This is a genomic window from Xanthobacter autotrophicus ATCC 700552 (assembly GCF_043194565.1).
In the GTDB taxonomy this organism is placed as follows: domain Bacteria; phylum Pseudomonadota; class Alphaproteobacteria; order Rhizobiales; family Xanthobacteraceae; genus Xanthobacter; species Xanthobacter autotrophicus_F.
In genome coordinates this window covers 87,323-105,597 of record NZ_JBAFVS010000017.1, presented here as the reverse complement: position 1 = coordinate 105,597, position 18,275 = coordinate 87,323, and the positions used below count along the sequence as shown (strand labels likewise).

The window sequence follows — 18,275 nt, the reverse complement described above, 5'->3', positions numbered from 1 at the left end:
CGCCGAGGCCAAGGCGAGGAGGATACCTGTTTGCATCATTCCGACAGTCTCACCGATACCAGCCGACTTGGCCTGGGGGCGTCAACGTGCGTGATGCCCCCAGGCGGGACCAGCCATTGTTTCACAGGATGGCCACGCATCCGATCGGAGGATGTGTTCGTGGTCATCACCGATGCACCCAAGGAGAACTGGTCCGTCGGCCGTGGCGTGCAGTTCGCCTGAGCACCGATTCTGCAGCGTCGCCGGCTATGGCCGCTTCATGGCATGTGCGCCGCGCTCCCTCGCCTGCAGGACCGGTAAAGCCGCCCGGCAGGCGAGGCCTGGCCACCACGGGGCTCTTCGTCGTTGTGACGGGAGCCCGACCGCAGGTGGCGCCTCCTCCGGTCACGGAGGGGGGTGTCCTGCTGTGCTCCAGGCCCCTCTAATGAGGGCGCGCCGTCACGGGCTCGTCCTTGTCGTGGCGGGCGAAGCGGTCGACCATGGTGGCGCTGGCCTCATTGAGGCCGTGGACGGTGACCTCGGCGCCGGACTTGCGCAGCTTCAGCACCGCCTTGTCGAGGGCGTCGACGGCGGTGATGTCCCAGAAATGGGCGTGGCTGACATCGATCACCACCGCGCGGGCGGGGGCATCGAAGTCGAAGCCGCGCAGGAACACCTCCGCCGAGGCGAAGAAGATCTGTCCCGTCACGGTGTAGGTCACGCTCCCTGACACCTCGTCTTCCCGCATTGTCACATGGACCAGGCGCGCCACTTTGCCGGCGAAGAACACCCCGGATAGCAGCACGCCGACCAAGACGCCGATGGCGAGGTTGTGCGTCGCCACCACGGTGATGACGGTGGCCAGCATTACCGCCGAGGAGGAGCGCGGGTTGCTGCGCAGGTCCAGGATCGAGCGCCAGGAGAAGGTGCCAATGGACACCATGATCATCACCGCCACCAGCGCCGCCATGGGGATGATGCGCACAAGGTCGTCCAGCACCAGGATGAGGAACAAAAGGAACGACCCCGCCACGAAGGTGGAGAGCCGCCCGCGCCCGCCGGAGGTCACGTTGATCACCGACTGGCCGATCATGGCGCATCCGCCCATGCCGCCGATGAGCGCCGAGGCGATGTTGCTGGTGCCCTGGCCGACGCATTCCTGGCTCTTGTTGCTCAGCGTGTCGGTCATGTCGTCCACGATCTGGGCGGTGAGCAGGGATTCCAGCAGGCCCACGGCGGCGAGCGTCAGCGAGTAGGGCAGGATGATCTGCAGCGTCTCCAGCGTCAGCGGCACCTGCGGCAGGGCGAAGACTGGCAGGCTGGAGGGCAGCTCGCCGAGGTCGCCGACCGTGCGCAGATCCATTCCGCTCCACCAGGCGAAGAGGGTGAGCGCGGCGATGGCCACCAGCGGTGACGGCACGGCTTTGGTCAGGCGCGGGAACAGGTAGATGATGGCGAGCCCCACCGCGATCATCGGATAGGTCTGGAGCGGCACGCCGATCAGCTCCGGCACCTGCGCCATGAAGATGAGGATGGCCAGCGCGTTGACGAAGCCGGTGATGACCGAGCGCGAGACGAAGCGCATCACCCGCCCGAGCTTCAGCAAACCGGCCGCGATCTGGATCAGCCCCATGAGGATGGTGGCGGCGAACAGATATTGCAGCCCGTGATCGCGCACGAGGCTCACCATCACCACCGCGGTGGCGGCGGTGGCCGCGGAGATCATGCCGGGCCGCCCGCCCACCACGGCGGAGACGCAGGCGATGGCGAAGGAGGCGAACAGCCCCACCTTGGGATCGACGCCGGCAATCACCGAGAAGCCGATGGCCTCCGGGATGAGGGCGAGGGCGACGACGATGCCGGCGAGCACGTCGGCGCGGATATGGGAGGTCCAGTCGCGGAGATAGCGGGAAGAACGGGTCATGGGATGAGGCTTCGCAATAAGTGAGCGTCCGCCGAAACGGCGGCGAGGATGCGCTGACTATGCGTGGTCCGGCGGATCGGCGGCCGGAAGAGCCACCCGGGCTTGCACCGGGTCCTGATGAATGGAGTTGATTTAGATCAAATCACGTTGCAGCGCAACATGGGCGCGGGCACCGCTGGCCCCGTGCGCCGGATCATTCAAGCGAACGAGGTCGTGGCGAGCGGAGGCGTGCGACTTCCCAGTCCGTTGCCAGCGCGTGACCTTCTTTCCCGATGTCGCAGGGCATGAGGCGGTCACCGACCCGTTCTGGCCGCTGAAACAACTTGGGGCGCCAAACTGGGCGCCCCCTTTCAATCACCCACTTGGGAAGCAAGTCAGGCGGCCGGTCCGGGGCGAGTTTTGGCCCAGCCTGGGGTCTCCACATAGAAGGGGTCGGCCAAGACGGCAGATTGGACCGCAGGGGAAAAGCCTTCCCCCTTACGCTTCCAGATGGCGACCCATGCTATTCCAATTAGCGGCCAATTGACTTCCAATCAGCCGACATCAATGCTTCCGATTGTCCGGGATTCGGGGATGGTATGTTCGAGCGGTTTGTAGAGCGGCGGGTGGAGGAAGCCCTTTCGGACACCCCCGGTGGTCCTGATCGTGGGCCCGCGACGGGCCGGCAAAACCACGCTTGTCCGAAAGATGGGGGAAGCCGGCCGGACGTATATCACGCTTGACGATCAGACGGTCCTCGAGGCCGCCCAATCCGATCCGGCCGGTTTCATCCGCGGCCTGGACCGGGCCATCATCGACGAGATCCAGCGCGTGCCCGACCTCCTGCTGGCGATCAAGAAGACCGTCGACGAGGATTATCGGCCGGGTCGCTTTCTGCTCACCGGCTCGGCAAATGTGCTGACCCTGCCGCGGATCGCCGACAGCCTGGCTGGGCGGATGGAGACCATCCAGATGCTGCCGCTGGCGCGGGCCGAGATCGAAGGCCGTACAGCGACCTTTCTGGAGCGCCTTTTCGAGGGGAAGCTACAGCGCCCGCGGGACGCCATCCTCGGCGATGATCTTGTCCGGCTCGTCTTGCTCGGAGGCTTCCCCGAAGCGATCAGCCGCGAAAGCGAGCGGCGACGTCAGGATTGGTTGCGGTCCTATCTCACCTCGATCCTCACGCGCGATCTGCGGGACATCGCCGACGTGGAGAAGCTAACCGAGCTTCCGAAATTCGTGCGGCTACTTGCCGAGCATTCCGGCCAACTGGTCAATTATTCGCAGTTCGGCGCCGGAATCAACGTCAGCCACAAGACGGGCCAGCGCTATGTGGGGCTGCTCGAACAGTTGTTTCTCGTCGCCACGGTGCAGCCCTGGTTCACCAATGCGCTGAAGCGGATCGTCAAGACGCCGAAGCTGCACTTCCTCGATTCCGGCCTGCTGGCGACCGTGCGCGGGCTCTCCTTCGACCGGGTGAAGGCGGATCGCGGGGCGTTCGGCGCGCTGCTGGAGAGCTTCGTGTTCTCGGAAGTGCTGAAACTGATGACGGCCTCGGACCTGCGGCTCACGCCGCATCATTTCCGGGACCGGGATATGCGCGAAGTGGACATCGTGCTGGAGCGCGATGACGGAATGATCGCAGGCATCGAGGTGAAGGCGAGCGCCACGGTCAAGGCCAGCGACTTCGCGGGCCTGCGGGCCTTGGCCGAAGCATGCGGGGACCGCTTCGCCTTCGGCGTCGTCCTCTATGACAGCACGGATGTCGTGCCGTTCGGCGACCGGCTGGCAGCGGCGCCTTTGTCCTCTCTTTGGGAAGAGGTCGGTTCGCGCGCGCCAGCCTAGCCGCGGTCATTGAAGGGCCTATCCGGCAGCGCGCCTATGCTCCTAGGGGCAAGCCGTCCTGCAGCGCATGCACCTTCTTCACATCTTCAGGATTGGACGGGTTCACCAGCGTGCGGATGGCGACCGCGGCGTAACGGGTGCCGATGTCCTTCTTGGTGAGTGTATACTTGCCCGGCTTGTAATGGACGCCAGGTATGGTCGAAGTTCTTCACCGCCCAGGGCGCCCAGAAGGCAAGCGTGGCCGCGCTCTCGGAAGCGGCCAACCCCAAGGGCGCGACGGTGACGGCGGACGTCGCCTTCGCCGGCAAGAGCACGGTCAAAGTGCGCTACGTGCTGGTCTATCGCGACGGCAAGCTCATCGACGAGATCTGGCAGGTCAATCCCGCCGCGGCATACTGAGCGACCAACATGGTGGGCTGCTCCACGGAGTGCGAGGGGGCAGTCCGCTCAGCGAGTGAAGGTTCGGGTGCCGCTGTTGCCGGCGGGACCCGTGCGCGTGACCGTGCAGGACTGGGTATTGCCGCTGCACGAGCGCGTGCGCGAAGCGGAGGCGCCGTAGGGGCCGGTGGCGCTGCGCGTGGACGTGCAGTCGCCGCCGGAGCAGGTGCGGCTCTGGCTGGCCGAGCCACCATAGATTCCGGTGGCCGAGCGGGCCGCGGTGCAACTGCCGTTGGCGCACTGGACCGAGCCGTTGTAGCTGTTCACACGCGCGGCCGGCGCTACCGGATAGACCGGACGAGGCGCGTAATAGGTCCAGCGGCCGTACCAGGGATAAGCCGCGTAGTAGGTGTCCCAATAGATCTTGTTGAAGGTCACGACGGTGAGGCCCACCGCCGGCGCCACGGCGGGGGTCAGCACCACCGGCGCGCCACGATAGACCACCTGGATGTAAGTTGCGGCGACCCAGCCGCGATAGGCGCCCATGGAGATATCGCACCAGGTATAGCCGGCAAGGCACCCATGGGTTGTCACCTGGACTCCGGCCGGCACCGTCGTCACCACCGGATAGGCAGTGGAGGGGCCGGCTCTCAGATTGACGTTCCCGGTCGCGACGGCGAGGGTCGCCGCGCCGGCGGCCGACGAGAGACAGAACACCGTGGCCAGAGCCAAAAACAGACGTTTCATCGCCTTTACCCTCCATTTCGCAGCTGGCCGGCGCACCCGTGCCCGCCGTTATCGCGAAGAGGCTAAGGCGGTGGTGTCGCCGCCGGCTGTCGCTGCCGTGACGATATGTTTCAATGTGTACCGGCAGCTCCCGGGGTGCCGTGCACGGCCACATCGCGGGTCCGCCCGTCGCTGAGTTCGATGGTGCGGTCGAACAGGTCGAGGGCGCGCTGGTCGTGGGTCACCACCGCGACCGCCGCCTGGCGGGTCCTGGCAATCTCACGGAACAGCTGCAGCACCTGACGCCCGCGCACGCTGTCGAGGGCGGCGGTGGGTTCGTCCGCCAACAGCAGGCTTGGCGCGTTGGCGAGCGCCCTCGCCACCGCCACCCGCTGCTGCTCGCCCCCCGACAGCCGGGAGGGGTGGTTGTCGAGCCGGTGGCCGAGGTCGAGGCTGGCGAGCAGCGCGCTCGCATAGGCCCGCGCCGCGCGCGGCGGCACATGGTCGATCTCCAGCGCCAGCGCCACGTTTTCCACCGCCGTGAGGAAGGGGATCAGGTTCGCCTTCTGGAAAATGAAGCCGATGTGGTTGCGGCGGAACGTGCGCAGCCGGTCGAGATCGGCTGCGGGGTGAGAGACGCGCCGCCCGTCGATGAGCACCTCGCCGGCGCTCGGCGGCTCAAGCAGGCCGGCGATGAGCAGCAGCGTGCTCTTGCCGGACCCGCTCGGACCGGAGATCCCCACCACCTCGCCGCGATGGATATCGAGCGAGACCCCGTCCAGGGCTCGCACCGTCGTGTCGCCGCTCCGGTAGAGCCGCTGCACATCGCGGATGGACAGCACCGGCGGAGGGTTCGCGGCAGCGCCACTCACGACCACCGGGCTCACGACGTGATCGCTCACGACAAGACCTCCTGGGCCCGCACCTTCAGCGCGCGGGAGATGCCGAGCAGGCTCGCGAACGCGCAGATGACCGCTACCGCGATCCCGAGCAGGGCCACATCTGCGGGCAGGATCAGCACCTTGCGTGGGAAGAAAGGGAAGACGAGCCGCGACAGCATGAGGCCGAACCCGAGCCCGCAGGCGCCGATGAGGAAGGCCTGCTGGGCAATCATGACAATAATAACCAAATTGTCCGCGCCGATCAGCTTCAGCATAGCGATCTCATGCAGATTTTCCATGGTGAGCATATAGATGATGAGGGACACGACGATGCCCGTCACCACAAGCAGCACGCCGGTGAAGGCCAGAATCTGCACCCTCAGGCGCCAGAGCCGCTGGTTGAGAAGCAGGTTTTCCTGCTCGGCCCGGCTCAACACGTTCACATCACCCCAGGAGGAGACCGCGCGGCGTACCATTTCAGGATCCACGGCGGGGTTGAGGGTCACCAGCACGGCGGCGATCTTGCTGTCCTGCGGCACCGAGCTGCGGCTGGCGGCGGCGGGACCGGCACCCGCGCGGGCCAGCAGCACCTCCTCGCTGGTGCGGCGCTGGGCGATGGCGACCGCATCGTTGACGGTGACGAACAACAGTCCGTCGCCGCCCGTGTCCACCATGCCGCGGGTGAGGCCGACGACGGTGTAGTCGTCCTGGCCGAGATGCACCTTCTCGCCGAGCCGAAGGCCGATACTCATGTCCGCGACCGCTTCGTAGTGGCCGGACGCGAGGAGGCGTCCGCCGACGATGGGGATCCAGCGGCCGGGGTCCTTGGGAAAATCGAGCCCCGTCACGGAGGCCCGCAGTTGCCGCCCGTGAAGGGAGAACTGCTGGCTGAACTGCACGAAGCGGCGCGCGCTCGCCACACCGGCGATCCCCTCCACCCGGCGATCCATGGTGGAGGAGATGGCGGAGCCTTCCGAGAACGGACCTTGCCGCCCGCCCTGCACCACCCACTGGTCGGCGCCGATGCGCTCGATGATGAGCAAAGCATCGGCGACGATGCCGCGATAAAGGCCGACCATGCCCATGGAGGACATCATCAGGAAGGCGACGCCCAGTGCGGTCAGAAGGAAGCGCAGCAGGTTGAAGCGGATGTCCTTGAAGGCGAGATTCATGGCCGCGCCCCCAATGGGTCGGCGACCTTCATGCCGGCGAACGCGCCCTCGGGCTGCGCCAGGATGACATCGCCCTCCTTCAGGCCGCCACGCACGTCCACGCGGGCCGCGCCGATGGGGCCGAGCTCCACCGGCTGCCACCAGGCCCGTGCATCGCGCATCACGAACACCCCCGGCGCGCGGTCCTTGAAGGCGATGGCGGCGAATGGCACCGACAGCACGTCGGGGGAGGTTTGCAAGGTGATAAGGGCGGTGCCGCGCTGGCCGATGGCCCAGTTGCGCGGCAACTGGCGGGGGGCGATGTCCACGGTGAATTCGCGGGTCTCGGTGTCCACCTCACGGCCGATGCGCCGGATCTCGCCGGGCGTTGCCGTATCGCCAGTGGCGGTAAACAGGAGCCTCGTCGGCTGGCCCTTGGTGACGCGGGCGATGGCGCTCTCGTCGAACCGGGCGGCAAGCACCACGCTCTCCGGATCCACGATGTCCACGATCACCGAGCCGGGCACCACCAGATCGCCCATGTCCATGCGCCGCGCCACCACCACACCATCGATGGGGGCACGAATGGTGGCCTTCTCCAATTGCGCTTCCGCCACCCGCACCGCCGCTTCGGCGGAGGCCTCCGTGGCCCGCGCCTGGCTCACGGCCGCCTCGGCCCGGGCCACCTCGGCCAAGGACTGTTCCATGCTGGTCTGGGCGTCTTCCAGGGTCGCGCGGCTGGTGGCGCCGCTGCGGATCAGCTCCTCCCGACGGCCGAGCACGGAATGGGCATTGTTCCGGGCGGCGTGCGCCTTGCGGAGCTCTGCCTCCGCGAGCGCTACAGCCTTGCGTGTGGCCTCATGGGAGGCGAGCCGGGACTCGCGTTCGGCCTTGAGGTCCGTCGATTGCAGCAATGCCACCATGTCGCCGGCGTGGATGGAGTCACCCACATCCACGGCAAGGGTGGTGATGACGCCCTGAATGCTGGCGCTGACGCTGGCCTTGCGAAGCGCGTCGAGGATGCCGGGGCCGCTCAGTACGCTCTCGAATGGGCCCGCCCGCACCACCTCGGCCTGCGTCGTGTGCGGCATGCCGTAGCGCCAGCCCGCGAGGGCAAAGGCGAGGACGGTGATGAGCGCGGCGATGCCAAGAACCTGGCGGCCTCGCCGGGGTCTGCGCGGGCTGGGGCGGGGCGGCAGATGCGGTGGCGTGAAGGTGCCGCCTGCCTCGGTTGCGTCGGGGAGCCGATTGACCTTCAAGAGACCCCCGGCTTTGGCCGGATCCCGAATACCTGCGCCTGTGGACACTACACGACATCTCCCCGAGCATAGACGGTGGGCGGAAGCCTGCCGGGCGGGGAGCCGTTGCATGAGACGACTCAGCCACCGCGGCGAAGCTCAACGTGGGGGGGATTTTTGTCCTGCGCGTGAGCCGTACGAACCAAGATGTGTTGCGGGGTGTCGATTTGTATCGTTTTGTACAGACAGGCGCACGCTATTGAGTATTGGCCATGGCTTTGCTAGCTATGCAGCCGTGATGGAACATAAAGTCCGCAGTATTCTTATCGTCGACGACGATCCGGACATTCGCCGGCTGGTCGGCGACTTCCTCACCCGCGAAGGTTTCCGGGTGGAGCTGGCGCAGGATGCGCGCGAGATGGCCGGCATTCTCAAGCGACATGAAGTCGATCTGATCATTCTGGATCTGATGCTGCCGGAGGAGGATGGCCTCAGCATCTGCCGGCGGCTGCGCGCCACCCTCACCGTGCCGATTCTCATGCTGACCGCCAAGGGCGACGAGACCGACCGGGTGGTGGGGTTGGAGCTCGGTGCCGACGATTATGTGGTGAAGCCCTTCGGCCCGCGGGAGTTGCTGGCGCGGGTGCGCGCCCTGTTGCGGCGCGCCAGCGTACAACAGGCGCAGGCGCCGATGCGGCGCTATGCCTTCGACCGCTTCCTGGCGGATCTCGATGCGCGCCAGTTGTTCGCCGAGGACGAGCAACTGGTGCCGCTCACCAGCGCCGAGTTCGATCTGCTCTCCTGCTTCGTGCTGCGTCCACGCCGGGTGCTCTCGCGCGATCAGATCCTCGATTGGGTGCACGGGCGCACCGCCGACCCGTTCGACCGTTCCGTGGACATCCTGGTGTCGCGGCTGCGCAAGAAGCTCGATGCGCTGAGCCCCGGCTGCAATCTCATCAGCACCGTGCGCAACGGCGGCTATCTCATGACGGCGCAGGTAAAGCAGGTGTCCTGATGGACGCCTCCTGACGGAGAAATGCCAATGGGCCTTGGCCTCACTGCGCGGGTTCTGTCCATCGCCGGCACCTTTCTGCTGGTGCTGTGGATCGGCTTCATCGTCGTCTTCTACCGGGTCAGCGGGCTCTCCCCCACCTCCAGCGGGCCGCCGCCGGAGCGCCTTGTCGCCATCGCCGACCTTCTCGCCTCCCTGCCTTCGCCGGCGCGCGCGGCGGCGCTGCCGGCCCTGCGCTCGCCGTTGCTGGAGGTGGACGTGGTGCCGGCGGCCGAAGTTCCAGCCGGCTCGGATGAGATGAGCGAGGGCGAGGAACTGGAGGCCTATCGTGCCGCTTTGGGAGACCGGCTGATCCGCATGCGGATCCGGCCCGGGGTGGAGCACCGCCCGCTGTCGCAGCTGCTCAACGACCGTGCCGCGCCACGGGCCTTCTACATCGCCCTCGATGGTCGTGAGGTGCTGGTGGCGGAGGCCCGCACGCCGTTCTTCGTCACCTTCTTCGGCCTGCCTGCCGGGGTCGGGGCGGGCCTGTTCGGCGCGGTCCTCGCCTGCGTGGTGCTGCTGCTGCTCCATCGCGAGATCCGCCCTCTGGCGCGGCTGGCGGCGGTGGCGGATCATATCGATCCCACCGGCGAGCCCGTGCCGCTGCCCCACCTCAGGGCCTCGACGCCGGAGGTGCGCACGCTGGTGAGCGCGTTCGAGCGGCTGCAGACGCGCATCCATGCCATGACGCGCTCGCGCCTCGCTCTCATCGGCGGCATCCAGCACGATGTGCGCAGCTTTGCCACGCGGCTCCGGCTGCGCATCGATCAATTGCCGGACCCGGTGGAGCGCGAGCGGGCAGAAGCCGACATCCGCGACATGATCGAGCTGCTCGACAACGCCTTGCTCACGGCGCGCGCCGGCGTCGGCGCGCTGGACGAGGAGATGCTGGACCTCGCCTTGCTGGTGCGCGCTGAGGCTGCGGACCTGAGGGCCGCCGGCCGGCCGGTGACGCTCGATACGGTGGCGGAGGGACCCGTGTGGGTGTTGGCGGACCGGCTGGCGCTGCGCCGGGTCATCGGCAACATCATCGACAATGCCATCAAATATGGCCAGCATGCCCGAGTGAGACTGACCGTGATCGGGGATCAGGTGCGTCTCGTGGTGCGCGACGACGGCCCCGGATTTCCGCCGCCGATGCGGGACGTGCTGATGGAGCCGTTCATGCGGGCCGAGCCCTCGCGAGCGCGGCGCACCGGCGGTGCCGGCCTGGGCCTTGCGGTGGCGCGCAGCCTGGTGGAAGCCCATGGCGGCACCATTGAGCTCGGCGAGGGGCCGGGCGGACAGGTGCTCATCATCCTGGCCCTGTTCCGCCCGGGCTGAGGCGGCCTATTGCGGCCGGAGCCTGGCGACGGTCGCCCGCGCCAACTCCTGCGCGCCCGCCTTGAGGCCGGCCCGCGCCGCATCCAGGGGATCGAGCGTGGCGCCGATGTCGAGGGCGTTGGGATACTGCTTCGTGACATAGGCCCACAGGATCCGTCCCGACCCGGGCTCGCGGAACTCCACGGCATAGATCACCATCCCGGAGAGGCGTCCCTCGCCGTCGGTTGCGGCGGTGAGGCCGCTCATGGCGAAGCCCACGGGGGTAAGGCGGCTCGCGGTGGCGAGCACCGGCACGCTGGCCTGGGCACCCGTCAGGGTGATGCTGAGCTCCACCGCGTCGGCTGCGGGCCCGGCGGCAAGGATGCCGTGGCCGGCGAGAGCCGCGCGGAATTCGTGTTCCGCCGTGGCGGCGAGTTGCGCGCGCTCGGCGGCAGTGAGCGTGCCGAACTGCTGATCGGCGCCGCTGTAGATCCGCACCGGCAGAAGGTGGATGGCGCGATAGCGGCTGAGAGCGCCGGCCATTTCATAGCGATAAGGCGTGCGCCGGCCCGTTCCCTGCGTGCTGGCGGCCAGATAGGGCGCGGAAGCAAGATCCTGGTAGTGATTGGGCGCCGGCGAATTGGCGCAGCCCGCCAGCGCCAGCGCCACGAGGCCAAGGGGGAGCGCGCGCAGTGGCGCCGGGATCAGGACGCGGGAGGAATGACCAGTCATGGAGCAGCCTGCCGGGATGCCGGGGAAGGTCGGCCCCAGGCCGCCACGAGGGCGGGGCCGCGGGTCGTTTTCGTGGCCTGCCGTATCCCGGGAATGTCCGGACGGTTTCAATTTGTAGCCCTGCGCTGCGCATCGACAGCGCAGGGCCGCAACAAATTCCTACAAACCTGAGAAGCCGCTGCAAATTCACCGCCGCAGGATGAGCCCACTCAATGTACGGAGCTCATCATGTCGGTCAGAATTCTCGCCGTGGCGCTGTTCGGCGCCACCATGGCCACCGCTGCGCCGCTGGCTGCCTCCGCACAGGAGGCAACGCTGGCGCGCGCGCCGGCACCGGCCACCGTCGCCCAGTCCGAAGTGGCCTGTGTGGAGGAGTACGTTTCGCCGCTGGCGGTGCTCGCCGATCGCCTGGAGATGGTCCGCCAAAGTTATACCGGCGTCCGGCTACGGCTGGTGCTGGCAGCGGCCCTGTCTGTCCAGGAGACGGCCATCGGTATCACGGCCGAGCAGCAGGAGGCCTGGCGCAGATACACCAACGCGCTGCTGGCTCTGGTGCCGGAGCGTGAGCGGGTGCTGGCCATCCTCGGCGCAGCCGAGGGCAAGGACGACCCCAGGGGGCCCGAGGCGTTCGGCCGGGCTGAGGCGGTCGCCGATATGCTCATCGCCTACGCCACCAAGGCCCAGGCCCTCAAGGCGGCGGTGGCGAACCTGCGCGGCAAGCTCTCGGCGCAGCAGTTGGAGGCGGCGCGCATTCCCAGGCTGCAGGTGGGCATCGCAGGCTCCGGCGCGTTTTGAGGCGTTTTCCTTTCCGGCTGGCCGGTGACTGCCCGGCGTGCTCGCCGGTTCCATGTCTTTTTGAAATCCAAGGAGATGATCAATGCGAACCGCTCTCGTTCTCGCCTTTGTCCTGGTAGTGGGTGCGGCCCAGGCGCAGCAAATGTCGCGTCAGCAGATGATGCAGCTGAAGTCGGCCTGCGAGGCAGATGCGCGACGCTTGTGCAGCGGTATTCAGCCCGGTGGCGGACGCCTGCTCGGCTGCCTGCAGCAGAATGCGGCAAATGTGTCCCAGCCATGCACCGAAGCGCTGATGGCTGCCAAGGGCGCGCATCCGCAGCAGTGAGCGGCATGGGCCGTGTTCACGACTCAAGCCTGGGTCATTTCATCGTTCGGAAGGCGGTGAAATGATCCCTTGGCCGCCATCCGCTTGCATCAATGACAGTCCGATCGTTGGCAGCACATTGCGTAACACCCCTCGTAATGGTCTGGCGGATTTTGGAGGTGGCGCTGTTCGAGCCGGCCGACCTGACTGGTGGATCTCGTTGACGACCGTCGTGAGCAGCATTTGAGCTTGGGCAATCCGCAGGTCGAAAGTGGTGAACGGGCACTATTCTATTCCGGTGACCATGCACAAGTCCGCGCTGAAGCCGGGAGAGGTGCTGGTTCGTGTTCAATCGGCGGGCGTCAATCCCCCAGATTGGTATCTGCGCGACGGGTGCAAGATGCTGCCGCTCGAGTTTCGGCCGCCGGAACTTGGACCACATTCTTCCGGCAAGCTGCGCAGGCATATCGGGGTCGGCGCGTGGCGATCATGGGGAGGTTCACCGAGTTCATGCGGCAAGATGTTGATTTTCAGCATGTTTATCCTCCTCATCGCCGGCTGCCTTTTGTAGAAACCGGGCCAATGCCGCTTTCCGGGAGCCGCGATCCAGCGCGTAGGCGGTCTGCTTGAACTCTATCCCGTCCAGCAGTCCCTGAATGTTAGCCGGAGATCGTATCGGCGGCCATGATCAGGGCGGTGTCGAGCGTGTGGATATAGTTGCTCGTGACCGATCCCTTCGCATGGCCGACCAGGGCGGCGATGGTGACCTCGGTGAAGCCGAGATCGTTCGCGACGCTGGCGAAGCTGTGGCGGAGAATGTGAGGGGTGACGTCGGCCAGGGGCGAGCCCGCGAAGATCTTCTTCCAATGATTGGGGAAACTCCCGAACGCATTCTCGCCGTCCCGGCCGGGGAAGACGTAATCTCCGAATGCCTCTTTCCGGCGCTTCTCCAGATATTCCACCACGGGCAGTCCAATGGGCCGGATGGAGCTTCCCTCCTTGCTGTCGATCAGGCGGAGGCAGCTCGAATCCGTATCGACTTCCGCCCATCGCAGCGTGACCATCTCCATGCGGCGGCATCCGGTGAGCGCGATCTGGCGGATGATCTCGACCGACATCCGGTAGCTCTCGTTCTCAGCCGCCGCCTTGAGCAGGTCGCCGAGGACGCGATATTCGGCTTCGCTCAGCCGCCGCGCACGGACGTTGTCCTTCGGCCGCCGCACACCATGTGCGGGGTTCGTTTCGATGATCCCGGCTTCGACCGCATAGGTGAGGATGCCGCCCAGCAGGCCGATTGTCCGTGTCGCCGTGCCGGCACCTCCTCTCACGATGGACTTGCCGCGCAGGTTCTTCGTCTTGATGGTGACACGCGTCTTCCCTGCCATGATTTCCTTCATGGCCTTCGTGATGTCCGCTCCCGCCTCTCGTCACGTCGAGCCGCTGTCCCTTCCATTCGCGACCACCTCTCCCTCCTGGGTGGGAGATATGAACCCGGAAACTGCGCGGGCGCCGATAAATTTCGCCGCCGTGCGAGGCCATCGGCGCCTGCTTTATCCCGGCAGCTGCAGGTCGCGTTCGCCGCCGGAGCTGGCAAGCACGCGGTCACGGGCGGGAATTACCCACCTTGGCCGACATGGCCTTGACCGCACGGTGCAGGAGCACGCGGATCGCTATGGGCGACAGGCCCGAGCGCAGAGAGACTTCGGCCACCGACTGCCCCTCGATTTTCACCGTGCGGACGATGTCGCGGGAGCGCTGGGGAAGGCCGTCCAGAAGCCGCTCCAGGTCGAGACGCGCGCTGGCGGGTGTTTCCTCGTCGGGCCCGGCGAGGTCCTCGATCTCTTCCACCGGGCTGGTCGCGGTCCGGCGCGCCGCCCTGAGATGATCGATGAGTTTGTAGCGGGCGATGGCGAAGAACCAGGCCGCAAACGGCCGCTGCGGATCATAGGTGGCGCGGCGTTCGTGGATGGCGATGAGCGTGTCCTGAACCAGATCTTCCACTGACGCATCCCGGCCGAGCCGGCGCGCGAAATAGCTGCGGAGTGTCGCCGCCACGGCCTTCAGGAGGGCGTGATAGGCTGCCTCGTCGCCCGCCTGGGCGGCGATCATCAGGGCGTCGAGTGGCGGGTTCGGCACCGACACGTCCATCTCCGCTCCAGATCCGCGCGTGCAACGAAGACCCCTGCAGCCTGTGGGCCACCGGAGACCGTCGCGCTTGGCCTAACGATCAAATGGCCCAATCTATTCTAGATCGGTCGCCCTAAAACACAAGCAGGTCACGGCCGATGAACGGTTCGGTCGGGCTTTACCACCGCAGCAGGCGCGGCCCCAGAAGCGCGCCGAGCACGCCCGTGAGGGCAATGCCCGCTCCGTACCACAAGGTGACGAAGGGTAGCGCCGTCTCATCGCAGGCGATCGCGTAGATGGCGGCCGAAAGCGCACCGGCCGTCACGCCCACGGCGGCGCCCGCGAGGCGCAGCCGTGTGGGGGCCATCTGGCGCATGGCATACATGCCGGCGGCCAGGATGGGCAGCGCCAGCAGCATGATGAGGGCCGTGCAGTGGTCCAGCGTGTGGCCGAGGAGGAGCGGCCGCATGGCATCCCGCGGCGCGGTGGCGAGCTGGATGCTCGCGAGCAGGGCCATGGTGCCTGCGACGGCGATCCCCATCGCATAGCCGCGACCGGCCGCGGCACCCGGCCGGCCCAGCCGGTCGACGGCCATCAGCCCGGCCACGGCGAGGCCGAACGGGAAGATGAGCTTGATCCAGAACGACGCGGTGGCGAGGGCCGAGGCCATGTCCGGGCGCAGGCCCAGCAGCGCCAGCATGGCCGCCGCGGACACCGCGCTTCCGAAAGCGAACGCCAGGGCGAGCGTGCGGCGCACGGATGGGACGGGTGTGGCCGAAAGATCCCCCGCGAGAGCGTCGATCAGTGCATCCGTTGAGATGCCCTTTTGCCCTCCAGCGAAGCGCACGCCGTCGCGCATCGTGAACCCGCCTTCCAGTTCAGAGCCGCGGCCGGGGAAGAGGACCCATCGATGAGCCCCGCAAGCCCCGCGCCAAAGCGACAATCATATCAAATCATCCATCCGGGGTGCGGCGAAAGCAAGGAGCGGCCTGGCGAGGTCCGCTGACAAGATCAGGAGCATTCCAGCTTCGCGGCGCGCATGCGGTGGCTGCGCACCTTGTGGCGGTTGCCGCAGGCGGACATGGAACACCAGCGCCGGGCCCCGTTGCGCGCCGTGTCGTAGAAGATGAGGCTACACTCCGGGTTGGCGCAGTGGCGCAGCCGGGCCGTCTCGTAATGGGCTGCGAAGTCCGCGAAGTCGGTGGCGATGGCCGCCAGTGGATCCATGTCGCCGGCCTCCTTCCGCTCCACCAGAACTTCACCGTCGCGCCATGAAATCCGCGGTGGCGCCGCGCCGGCGGCCAGATGCTGATTGACCAGATCCAGGTCTGAGGCGGCGGGGCGCGCACCGGTCTGCAAAGCGTCGAAGAGGCGCGACAGCGCGGCGCGCAACGCATGCACCGCCCCGAGGTCGACAACGGCTGCGCCTTTGCGTCCCACCCCCGCCTTGAGGCCGGCCGCGGCGAGCCAACTCGTCCACCCCTCGGGCGTCGCGAGAAAGTCGCCCAGGGCCACCGGCGCGGAGTTCGCGAAATCAATCCAGAGGCGGCTGCCCAGGAAGGGCATGCCATCGCGAAAATCGCTGTCCTGCTGTGTGGTCAAGGCCCGCGCCCTTTCTCGACGGGCGCCTTCGGGGGCGCCGTAACCGGGAAGATAGGTCGTCACAGGTTTGGCACAAGGTCGGAGTCAATCGCCATGAAACCTCTTAAAACTATTTGACAGGTTACAATGGGTGTGTAACTCCTTTCGCGGCATCAAGCCAGTTACGAAAGGCGCCCCATGTTGAATGCGTTTCTTCAGGCCGTCCGACCTGCCCCAGGATCTCAGCCGGTGGTCAAGGTGGCCTACCGCCGGGCGGCGATCAGCGGCCTCGACATTTTCTATCGGGATGCGGGACCGGCCGACGCGCCGGTGATCGTGCTGCTGCACGGCTTCCCGTCCTCCTCCCACATGTTCCGCGATCTCATTCCCGCCCTGGCCGACCGCTACCGCGTGATCGCGCCGGACTATCCCGGCTTCGGCTATTCCAGCGCCCCGGCGCCCGAGGATTTCGCTTACAGCTTCGACGCCCTCGCGGAGGTGGTGGAGAAGCTTCTCGCCGACCTCGGCGTGCACCGTTATGTGCTCTATATGCAGGACTTTGGCGGACCCGTGGGCTTCCGCATCGCCGCCCGCCATCCGGAGCGGGTCGTCGGCCTGATCGTGCAGAATGCGGTGGCGAACCTGGAAGGCTTCGCCGCCAGCGCGGCAGGCGCCTTCGGACCCTACTGGGCCGACCGCAATGGCGAGACGGAAAAGCCCGTCCGCGGCTTCCTCACCGCCGAGACCACGCGCTTCCAGTACGAACACGGCTCCTCGGCCCGCGCGGATCGCGTCAGCCCGGACGCCTGGCAGCATGACCAGTGGCTGCTGGACCGCCCCGGCAACGACCGGGTTCAGCTGGAGCTGCTGTATCGCTACCAGGACAATGTGGGCGCCTATCCGCAGTGGCAGGCCTATCTGCGCGCCCACCAGCCGAACATCCTCGTGACCTGGGGCGACAACGACCCCTTCTTCACCGCCGCCGGCCGCGACCTGTTCAAGGCGCTGGTGCCCACGACCGAGGTGCAGTCCTACGACGCCGGCCATTTCGCGCTGGAGACCCACGGGCCGGAGATCAGCGCTGCCATTCGCGCCTTCCTCGCCCGCGTGGCGCCGGCCGCCTGACGCCGTTCGCAAACGACCTCGCACACATCGCCTGCCGCCGCGCCTGTCGATCCCGGCGCGGCGGCCCCCTGCCTCTCGCGGAGTCTTCCGATGCCTTCCCTGTCCCGCACGCTGCTCGCCATCGGGGCGACGGCGCTCTGTCTCGGCCTGCCGCTCCCTGCCGCCCGATCCGCCCCGCCGGCTGGTGCGCCGGGAGCGTCGCAGGCCGTGCTCTCGCCCACGGTCCACTATCGGTCGAAGACCATCGACGGTGTCGACGTCTTCTATCGCGAGGCGGGACCTGTTGATGCGCCCGTGCTTCTGCTGCTGCACGGCTTTCCCTCGTCCTCGCACATGTTCCGCAACCTCATCCCGCTGCTGGCCGATCGCTACCGGGTGATCGCGCCCGACTATCCCGGCTTCGGCCACAGTGCCGTGCCGGATCGCGCCCGGTTTTCCTACGGGTTTGCCGCCTATGCCGGCCTCGTGGACCGGCTGATGGGCGAGCTCCACGCCGGCTCGTATGCCCTCTATGTGATGGACTACGGCGCACCTGTCGGCTACCGGCTGGCCCTCATGCATCCGGAGCGGGTGACCGCGCTTGTGGTGCAGAACGGTAACGCCTACGAGGCGGGCCTCAGCCCCTTCTGGACTCCGCTGAAGGCCTATTGGGCGGATGGTTCGCAGGCGAACCGCAATGCCCTGCGTGCGGGGCTGACGCGAGAGGCGACCCGCGCGCAATACGTCAACGGTGTCTCGGATGTTTCAATGATCGATCCCGATACCTGGTTGGTGGACCAGGCCCTGCTCGACCGGCCGGGGGTGGACGAGATCATGCTCGACCTGTTCAAGGATTATGCAAGTAATGTGGCGCTCTATCCCGCCTTCCACGCCTTCTTCCGCGACCGTCATCCGCCCACCCTCATCGTGTGGGGCGCCAACGACGAGATCTTTCCCGCCGCCGGGGCGCAGGCCTATATGAAAGACCTGCCCAAGGCCGAACTGCATCTGCTCGACAGCGGGCATTTCGCGCTGGAGGACAAGGGACCGGAAATCGCGGCGCTGATGCGTGATTTTCTCGCCCGCTCCCTGCCGATGAAGGGCGACCGGCCGGCGGCGCGCTGAGCCTCCCGAAATGAGCCGCCTGCACTGCGTGTGCGGGCGGCCTTGCGTTT

At 67.0% G+C, this 18,275-nt stretch carries 17 protein-coding genes, 3 pseudogenes and 1 other annotated feature; of the genes and pseudogenes, 10 read left to right on the top strand and 10 right to left on the bottom strand.

Going from position 1 to position 18,275, the window contains the following annotated elements; translation table 11 throughout:
* Window positions 1–222 (top strand): annotated as a pseudogene (locus V5F48_RS17495) (hypothetical protein); the annotation flags it as partial.
* 199 nt (window positions 223–421) lie between these two features.
* Here V5F48_RS17495 and V5F48_RS17490 read toward each other — a convergent pair.
* Complete coding sequence (locus tag V5F48_RS17490; protein ID WP_394259742.1) at window positions 422–1,903, bottom strand: SulP family inorganic anion transporter; 1,482 nt, start codon at window positions 1,901–1,903, stop codon at window positions 422–424.
* A 62-nt stretch (window positions 1,904–1,965) separates the two neighbouring features.
* Window positions 1,966–2,021: a sequence feature (sul1 is cis-regulatory element that is thought to sense ions involved in sulfur or methionine metabolism; They are found in Alphaproteobacteria), on the bottom strand.
* A gap of 460 nt (window positions 2,022–2,481) precedes the next feature.
* Here V5F48_RS17490 and V5F48_RS17485 point away from each other — a divergent pair.
* Window positions 2,482–3,727 (top strand): annotated as a pseudogene (locus tag V5F48_RS17485) (ATP-binding protein).
* A 237-nt stretch (window positions 3,728–3,964) separates the two neighbouring features.
* Window positions 3,965–4,126: a hypothetical protein gene (locus tag V5F48_RS17480; protein WP_394259741.1), complete on the top strand. Its 162-nt coding sequence runs from the start codon at window positions 3,965–3,967 to the stop codon at window positions 4,124–4,126.
* Between the two features lie 48 nt (window positions 4,127–4,174).
* Here the strand turns inward: V5F48_RS17480 and V5F48_RS17475 are convergent, their stop codons facing one another.
* The 4 genes from V5F48_RS17475 to V5F48_RS17460 all read right to left on the bottom strand — a co-directional run bounded on the left by V5F48_RS17475 (window position 4,175) and on the right by V5F48_RS17460 (window position 8,122).
* On the bottom strand, window positions 4,175–4,852 hold the full coding sequence (locus V5F48_RS17475) for an SH3 domain-containing protein (protein WP_394259740.1): 678 nt from the start codon (window positions 4,850–4,852) through the stop codon (window positions 4,175–4,177).
* Window positions 4,853–4,962: 110 nt separating this feature from the next.
* On the bottom strand, window positions 4,963–5,733 hold the full coding sequence (locus tag V5F48_RS17470) for an ABC transporter ATP-binding protein (RefSeq protein WP_394259739.1): 771 nt from the start codon (window positions 5,731–5,733) through the stop codon (window positions 4,963–4,965).
* Complete coding sequence (locus V5F48_RS17465; RefSeq protein ID WP_394259738.1) at window positions 5,730–6,884, bottom strand: ABC transporter permease; 1,155 nt, start codon at window positions 6,882–6,884, stop codon at window positions 5,730–5,732. The genes V5F48_RS17470 and V5F48_RS17465 overlap by 4 nt, the downstream gene beginning before the upstream one ends.
* The gene (locus tag V5F48_RS17460) at window positions 6,881–8,122 is read right to left on the bottom strand and encodes an efflux RND transporter periplasmic adaptor subunit (RefSeq protein ID WP_394259737.1); all 1,242 of its coding nucleotides are present in this window, start codon (window positions 8,120–8,122) and stop codon (window positions 6,881–6,883) included. The genes V5F48_RS17465 and V5F48_RS17460 overlap by 4 nt, the downstream gene beginning before the upstream one ends.
* Before the next feature lie 277 nt (window positions 8,123–8,399).
* Here V5F48_RS17460 and V5F48_RS17455 point away from each other — a divergent pair, with 277 nt between their 5' ends.
* Together V5F48_RS17455 and V5F48_RS17450 are read left to right on the top strand one after the other, a co-directional pair.
* On the top strand, window positions 8,400–9,116 hold the full coding sequence (locus tag V5F48_RS17455) for a response regulator (protein WP_394259736.1): 717 nt from the start codon (window positions 8,400–8,402) through the stop codon (window positions 9,114–9,116).
* 27 nt (window positions 9,117–9,143) lie between these two features.
* Window positions 9,144–10,478 carry a sensor histidine kinase gene (locus V5F48_RS17450; protein ID WP_394259735.1) on the top strand — a complete coding sequence of 445 codons (1,335 nt, stop codon included), beginning with the start codon at window positions 9,144–9,146 and terminating at the stop codon, window positions 10,476–10,478.
* A 6-nt stretch (window positions 10,479–10,484) separates the two neighbouring features.
* Here the strand turns inward: V5F48_RS17450 and V5F48_RS17445 are convergent, their stop codons facing one another.
* The gene (locus V5F48_RS17445) at window positions 10,485–11,189 is read right to left on the bottom strand and encodes a DUF3313 domain-containing protein (protein WP_394259734.1); all 705 of its coding nucleotides are present in this window, start codon (window positions 11,187–11,189) and stop codon (window positions 10,485–10,487) included.
* A gap of 228 nt (window positions 11,190–11,417) precedes the next feature.
* Here V5F48_RS17445 and V5F48_RS17440 point away from each other — a divergent pair, with 228 nt between their 5' ends.
* The 3 genes from V5F48_RS17440 (at window position 11,418) to V5F48_RS17430 (ending at window position 12,859) form a co-directional block, all read left to right on the top strand.
* Entirely contained in the window at window positions 11,418–11,984 is a 567-nt protein-coding gene (locus tag V5F48_RS17440; protein WP_394259733.1) for a hypothetical protein, read from the top strand.
* Between the two features lie 82 nt (window positions 11,985–12,066).
* Window positions 12,067–12,309 carry a cysteine rich repeat-containing protein gene (locus V5F48_RS17435; RefSeq protein WP_394110116.1) on the top strand — a complete coding sequence of 81 codons (243 nt, stop codon included), beginning with the start codon at window positions 12,067–12,069 and terminating at the stop codon, window positions 12,307–12,309.
* Window positions 12,310–12,562: 253 nt separating this feature from the next.
* Window positions 12,563–12,859 (top strand): hypothetical protein, encoded by a 297-nt coding sequence (locus V5F48_RS17430; protein WP_394259745.1) that lies wholly within the window; start codon window positions 12,563–12,565, stop codon window positions 12,857–12,859.
* Here V5F48_RS17430 and V5F48_RS17425 read toward each other — a convergent pair.
* The 4 genes and pseudogenes from V5F48_RS17425 to V5F48_RS17410 form a co-directional block, all read right to left on the bottom strand.
* Window positions 12,797–13,703: pseudogene (locus V5F48_RS17425) on the bottom strand (tyrosine-type recombinase/integrase); the annotation flags it as partial. The gene V5F48_RS17430 and the pseudogene V5F48_RS17425 sit on opposite strands and share 63 nt — an antisense overlap.
* Window positions 13,704–13,890: 187 nt before the next feature.
* A complete protein-coding gene (locus V5F48_RS17420) occupies window positions 13,891–14,436 on the bottom strand; it encodes a sigma-70 family RNA polymerase sigma factor (RefSeq protein ID WP_394259732.1) in 546 nt (181 codons plus the stop codon).
* A gap of 157 nt (window positions 14,437–14,593) precedes the next feature.
* Window positions 14,594–15,274, bottom strand: coding sequence for an NrsF family protein (locus V5F48_RS17415; RefSeq protein ID WP_394259731.1), 681 nt, complete (start codon window positions 15,272–15,274; stop codon window positions 14,594–14,596).
* 152 nt (window positions 15,275–15,426) lie between these two features.
* A complete protein-coding gene (locus V5F48_RS17410) occupies window positions 15,427–16,017 on the bottom strand; it encodes a CGNR zinc finger domain-containing protein (protein WP_394259730.1) in 591 nt (196 codons plus the stop codon).
* 228 nt (window positions 16,018–16,245) lie between these two features.
* Here V5F48_RS17410 and V5F48_RS17405 point away from each other — a divergent pair, with 228 nt between their 5' ends.
* Window positions 16,246–17,121: an alpha/beta fold hydrolase gene (locus V5F48_RS17405; RefSeq protein WP_394259729.1), complete on the top strand. Its 876-nt coding sequence runs from the start codon at window positions 16,246–16,248 to the stop codon at window positions 17,119–17,121.
* Between the two features lie 90 nt (window positions 17,122–17,211).
* Window positions 17,212–18,225 (top strand): alpha/beta fold hydrolase, encoded by a 1,014-nt coding sequence (locus V5F48_RS17400; RefSeq protein ID WP_394259728.1) that lies wholly within the window; start codon window positions 17,212–17,214, stop codon window positions 18,223–18,225.
* The last annotated feature ends 50 nt before the right edge of the window (window positions 18,226–18,275 follow it).

Excerpts from the sequence above, each read along its gene's own strand:
- V5F48_RS17445 (WP_394259734.1), bottom strand. The coding sequence starts at position 11,189 with ATGACTGGTCATTCCTCCCGCGTCCTGATCCCGGCGCCACTGCGCGCG.
- V5F48_RS17450 (WP_394259735.1), top strand. The coding sequence starts at position 9,144 with ATGGGCCTTGGCCTCACTGCGCGGGTTCTGTCCATCGCCGGCACCTTT.
- V5F48_RS17415 (WP_394259731.1), bottom strand. The coding sequence starts at position 15,274 with ATGCGCGACGGCGTGCGCTTCGCTGGAGGGCAAAAGGGCATCTCAACG.
- V5F48_RS17400 (WP_394259728.1), top strand. The coding sequence starts at position 17,212 with ATGCCTTCCCTGTCCCGCACGCTGCTCGCCATCGGGGCGACGGCGCTC.
- V5F48_RS17465 (WP_394259738.1), bottom strand. The coding sequence starts at position 6,884 with ATGAATCTCGCCTTCAAGGACATCCGCTTCAACCTGCTGCGCTTCCTT.
- V5F48_RS17455 (WP_394259736.1), top strand. The coding sequence starts at position 8,400 with ATGGAACATAAAGTCCGCAGTATTCTTATCGTCGACGACGATCCGGAC.
- V5F48_RS17420 (WP_394259732.1), bottom strand. The coding sequence starts at position 14,436 with ATGGACGTGTCGGTGCCGAACCCGCCACTCGACGCCCTGATGATCGCC.
- V5F48_RS17440 (WP_394259733.1), top strand. The coding sequence starts at position 11,418 with ATGTCGGTCAGAATTCTCGCCGTGGCGCTGTTCGGCGCCACCATGGCC.
- V5F48_RS17435 (WP_394110116.1), top strand. The coding sequence starts at position 12,067 with ATGCGAACCGCTCTCGTTCTCGCCTTTGTCCTGGTAGTGGGTGCGGCC.
- V5F48_RS17490 (WP_394259742.1), bottom strand. The coding sequence starts at position 1,903 with ATGACCCGTTCTTCCCGCTATCTCCGCGACTGGACCTCCCATATCCGC.
- V5F48_RS17475 (WP_394259740.1), bottom strand. The coding sequence starts at position 4,852 with ATGAAACGTCTGTTTTTGGCTCTGGCCACGGTGTTCTGTCTCTCGTCG.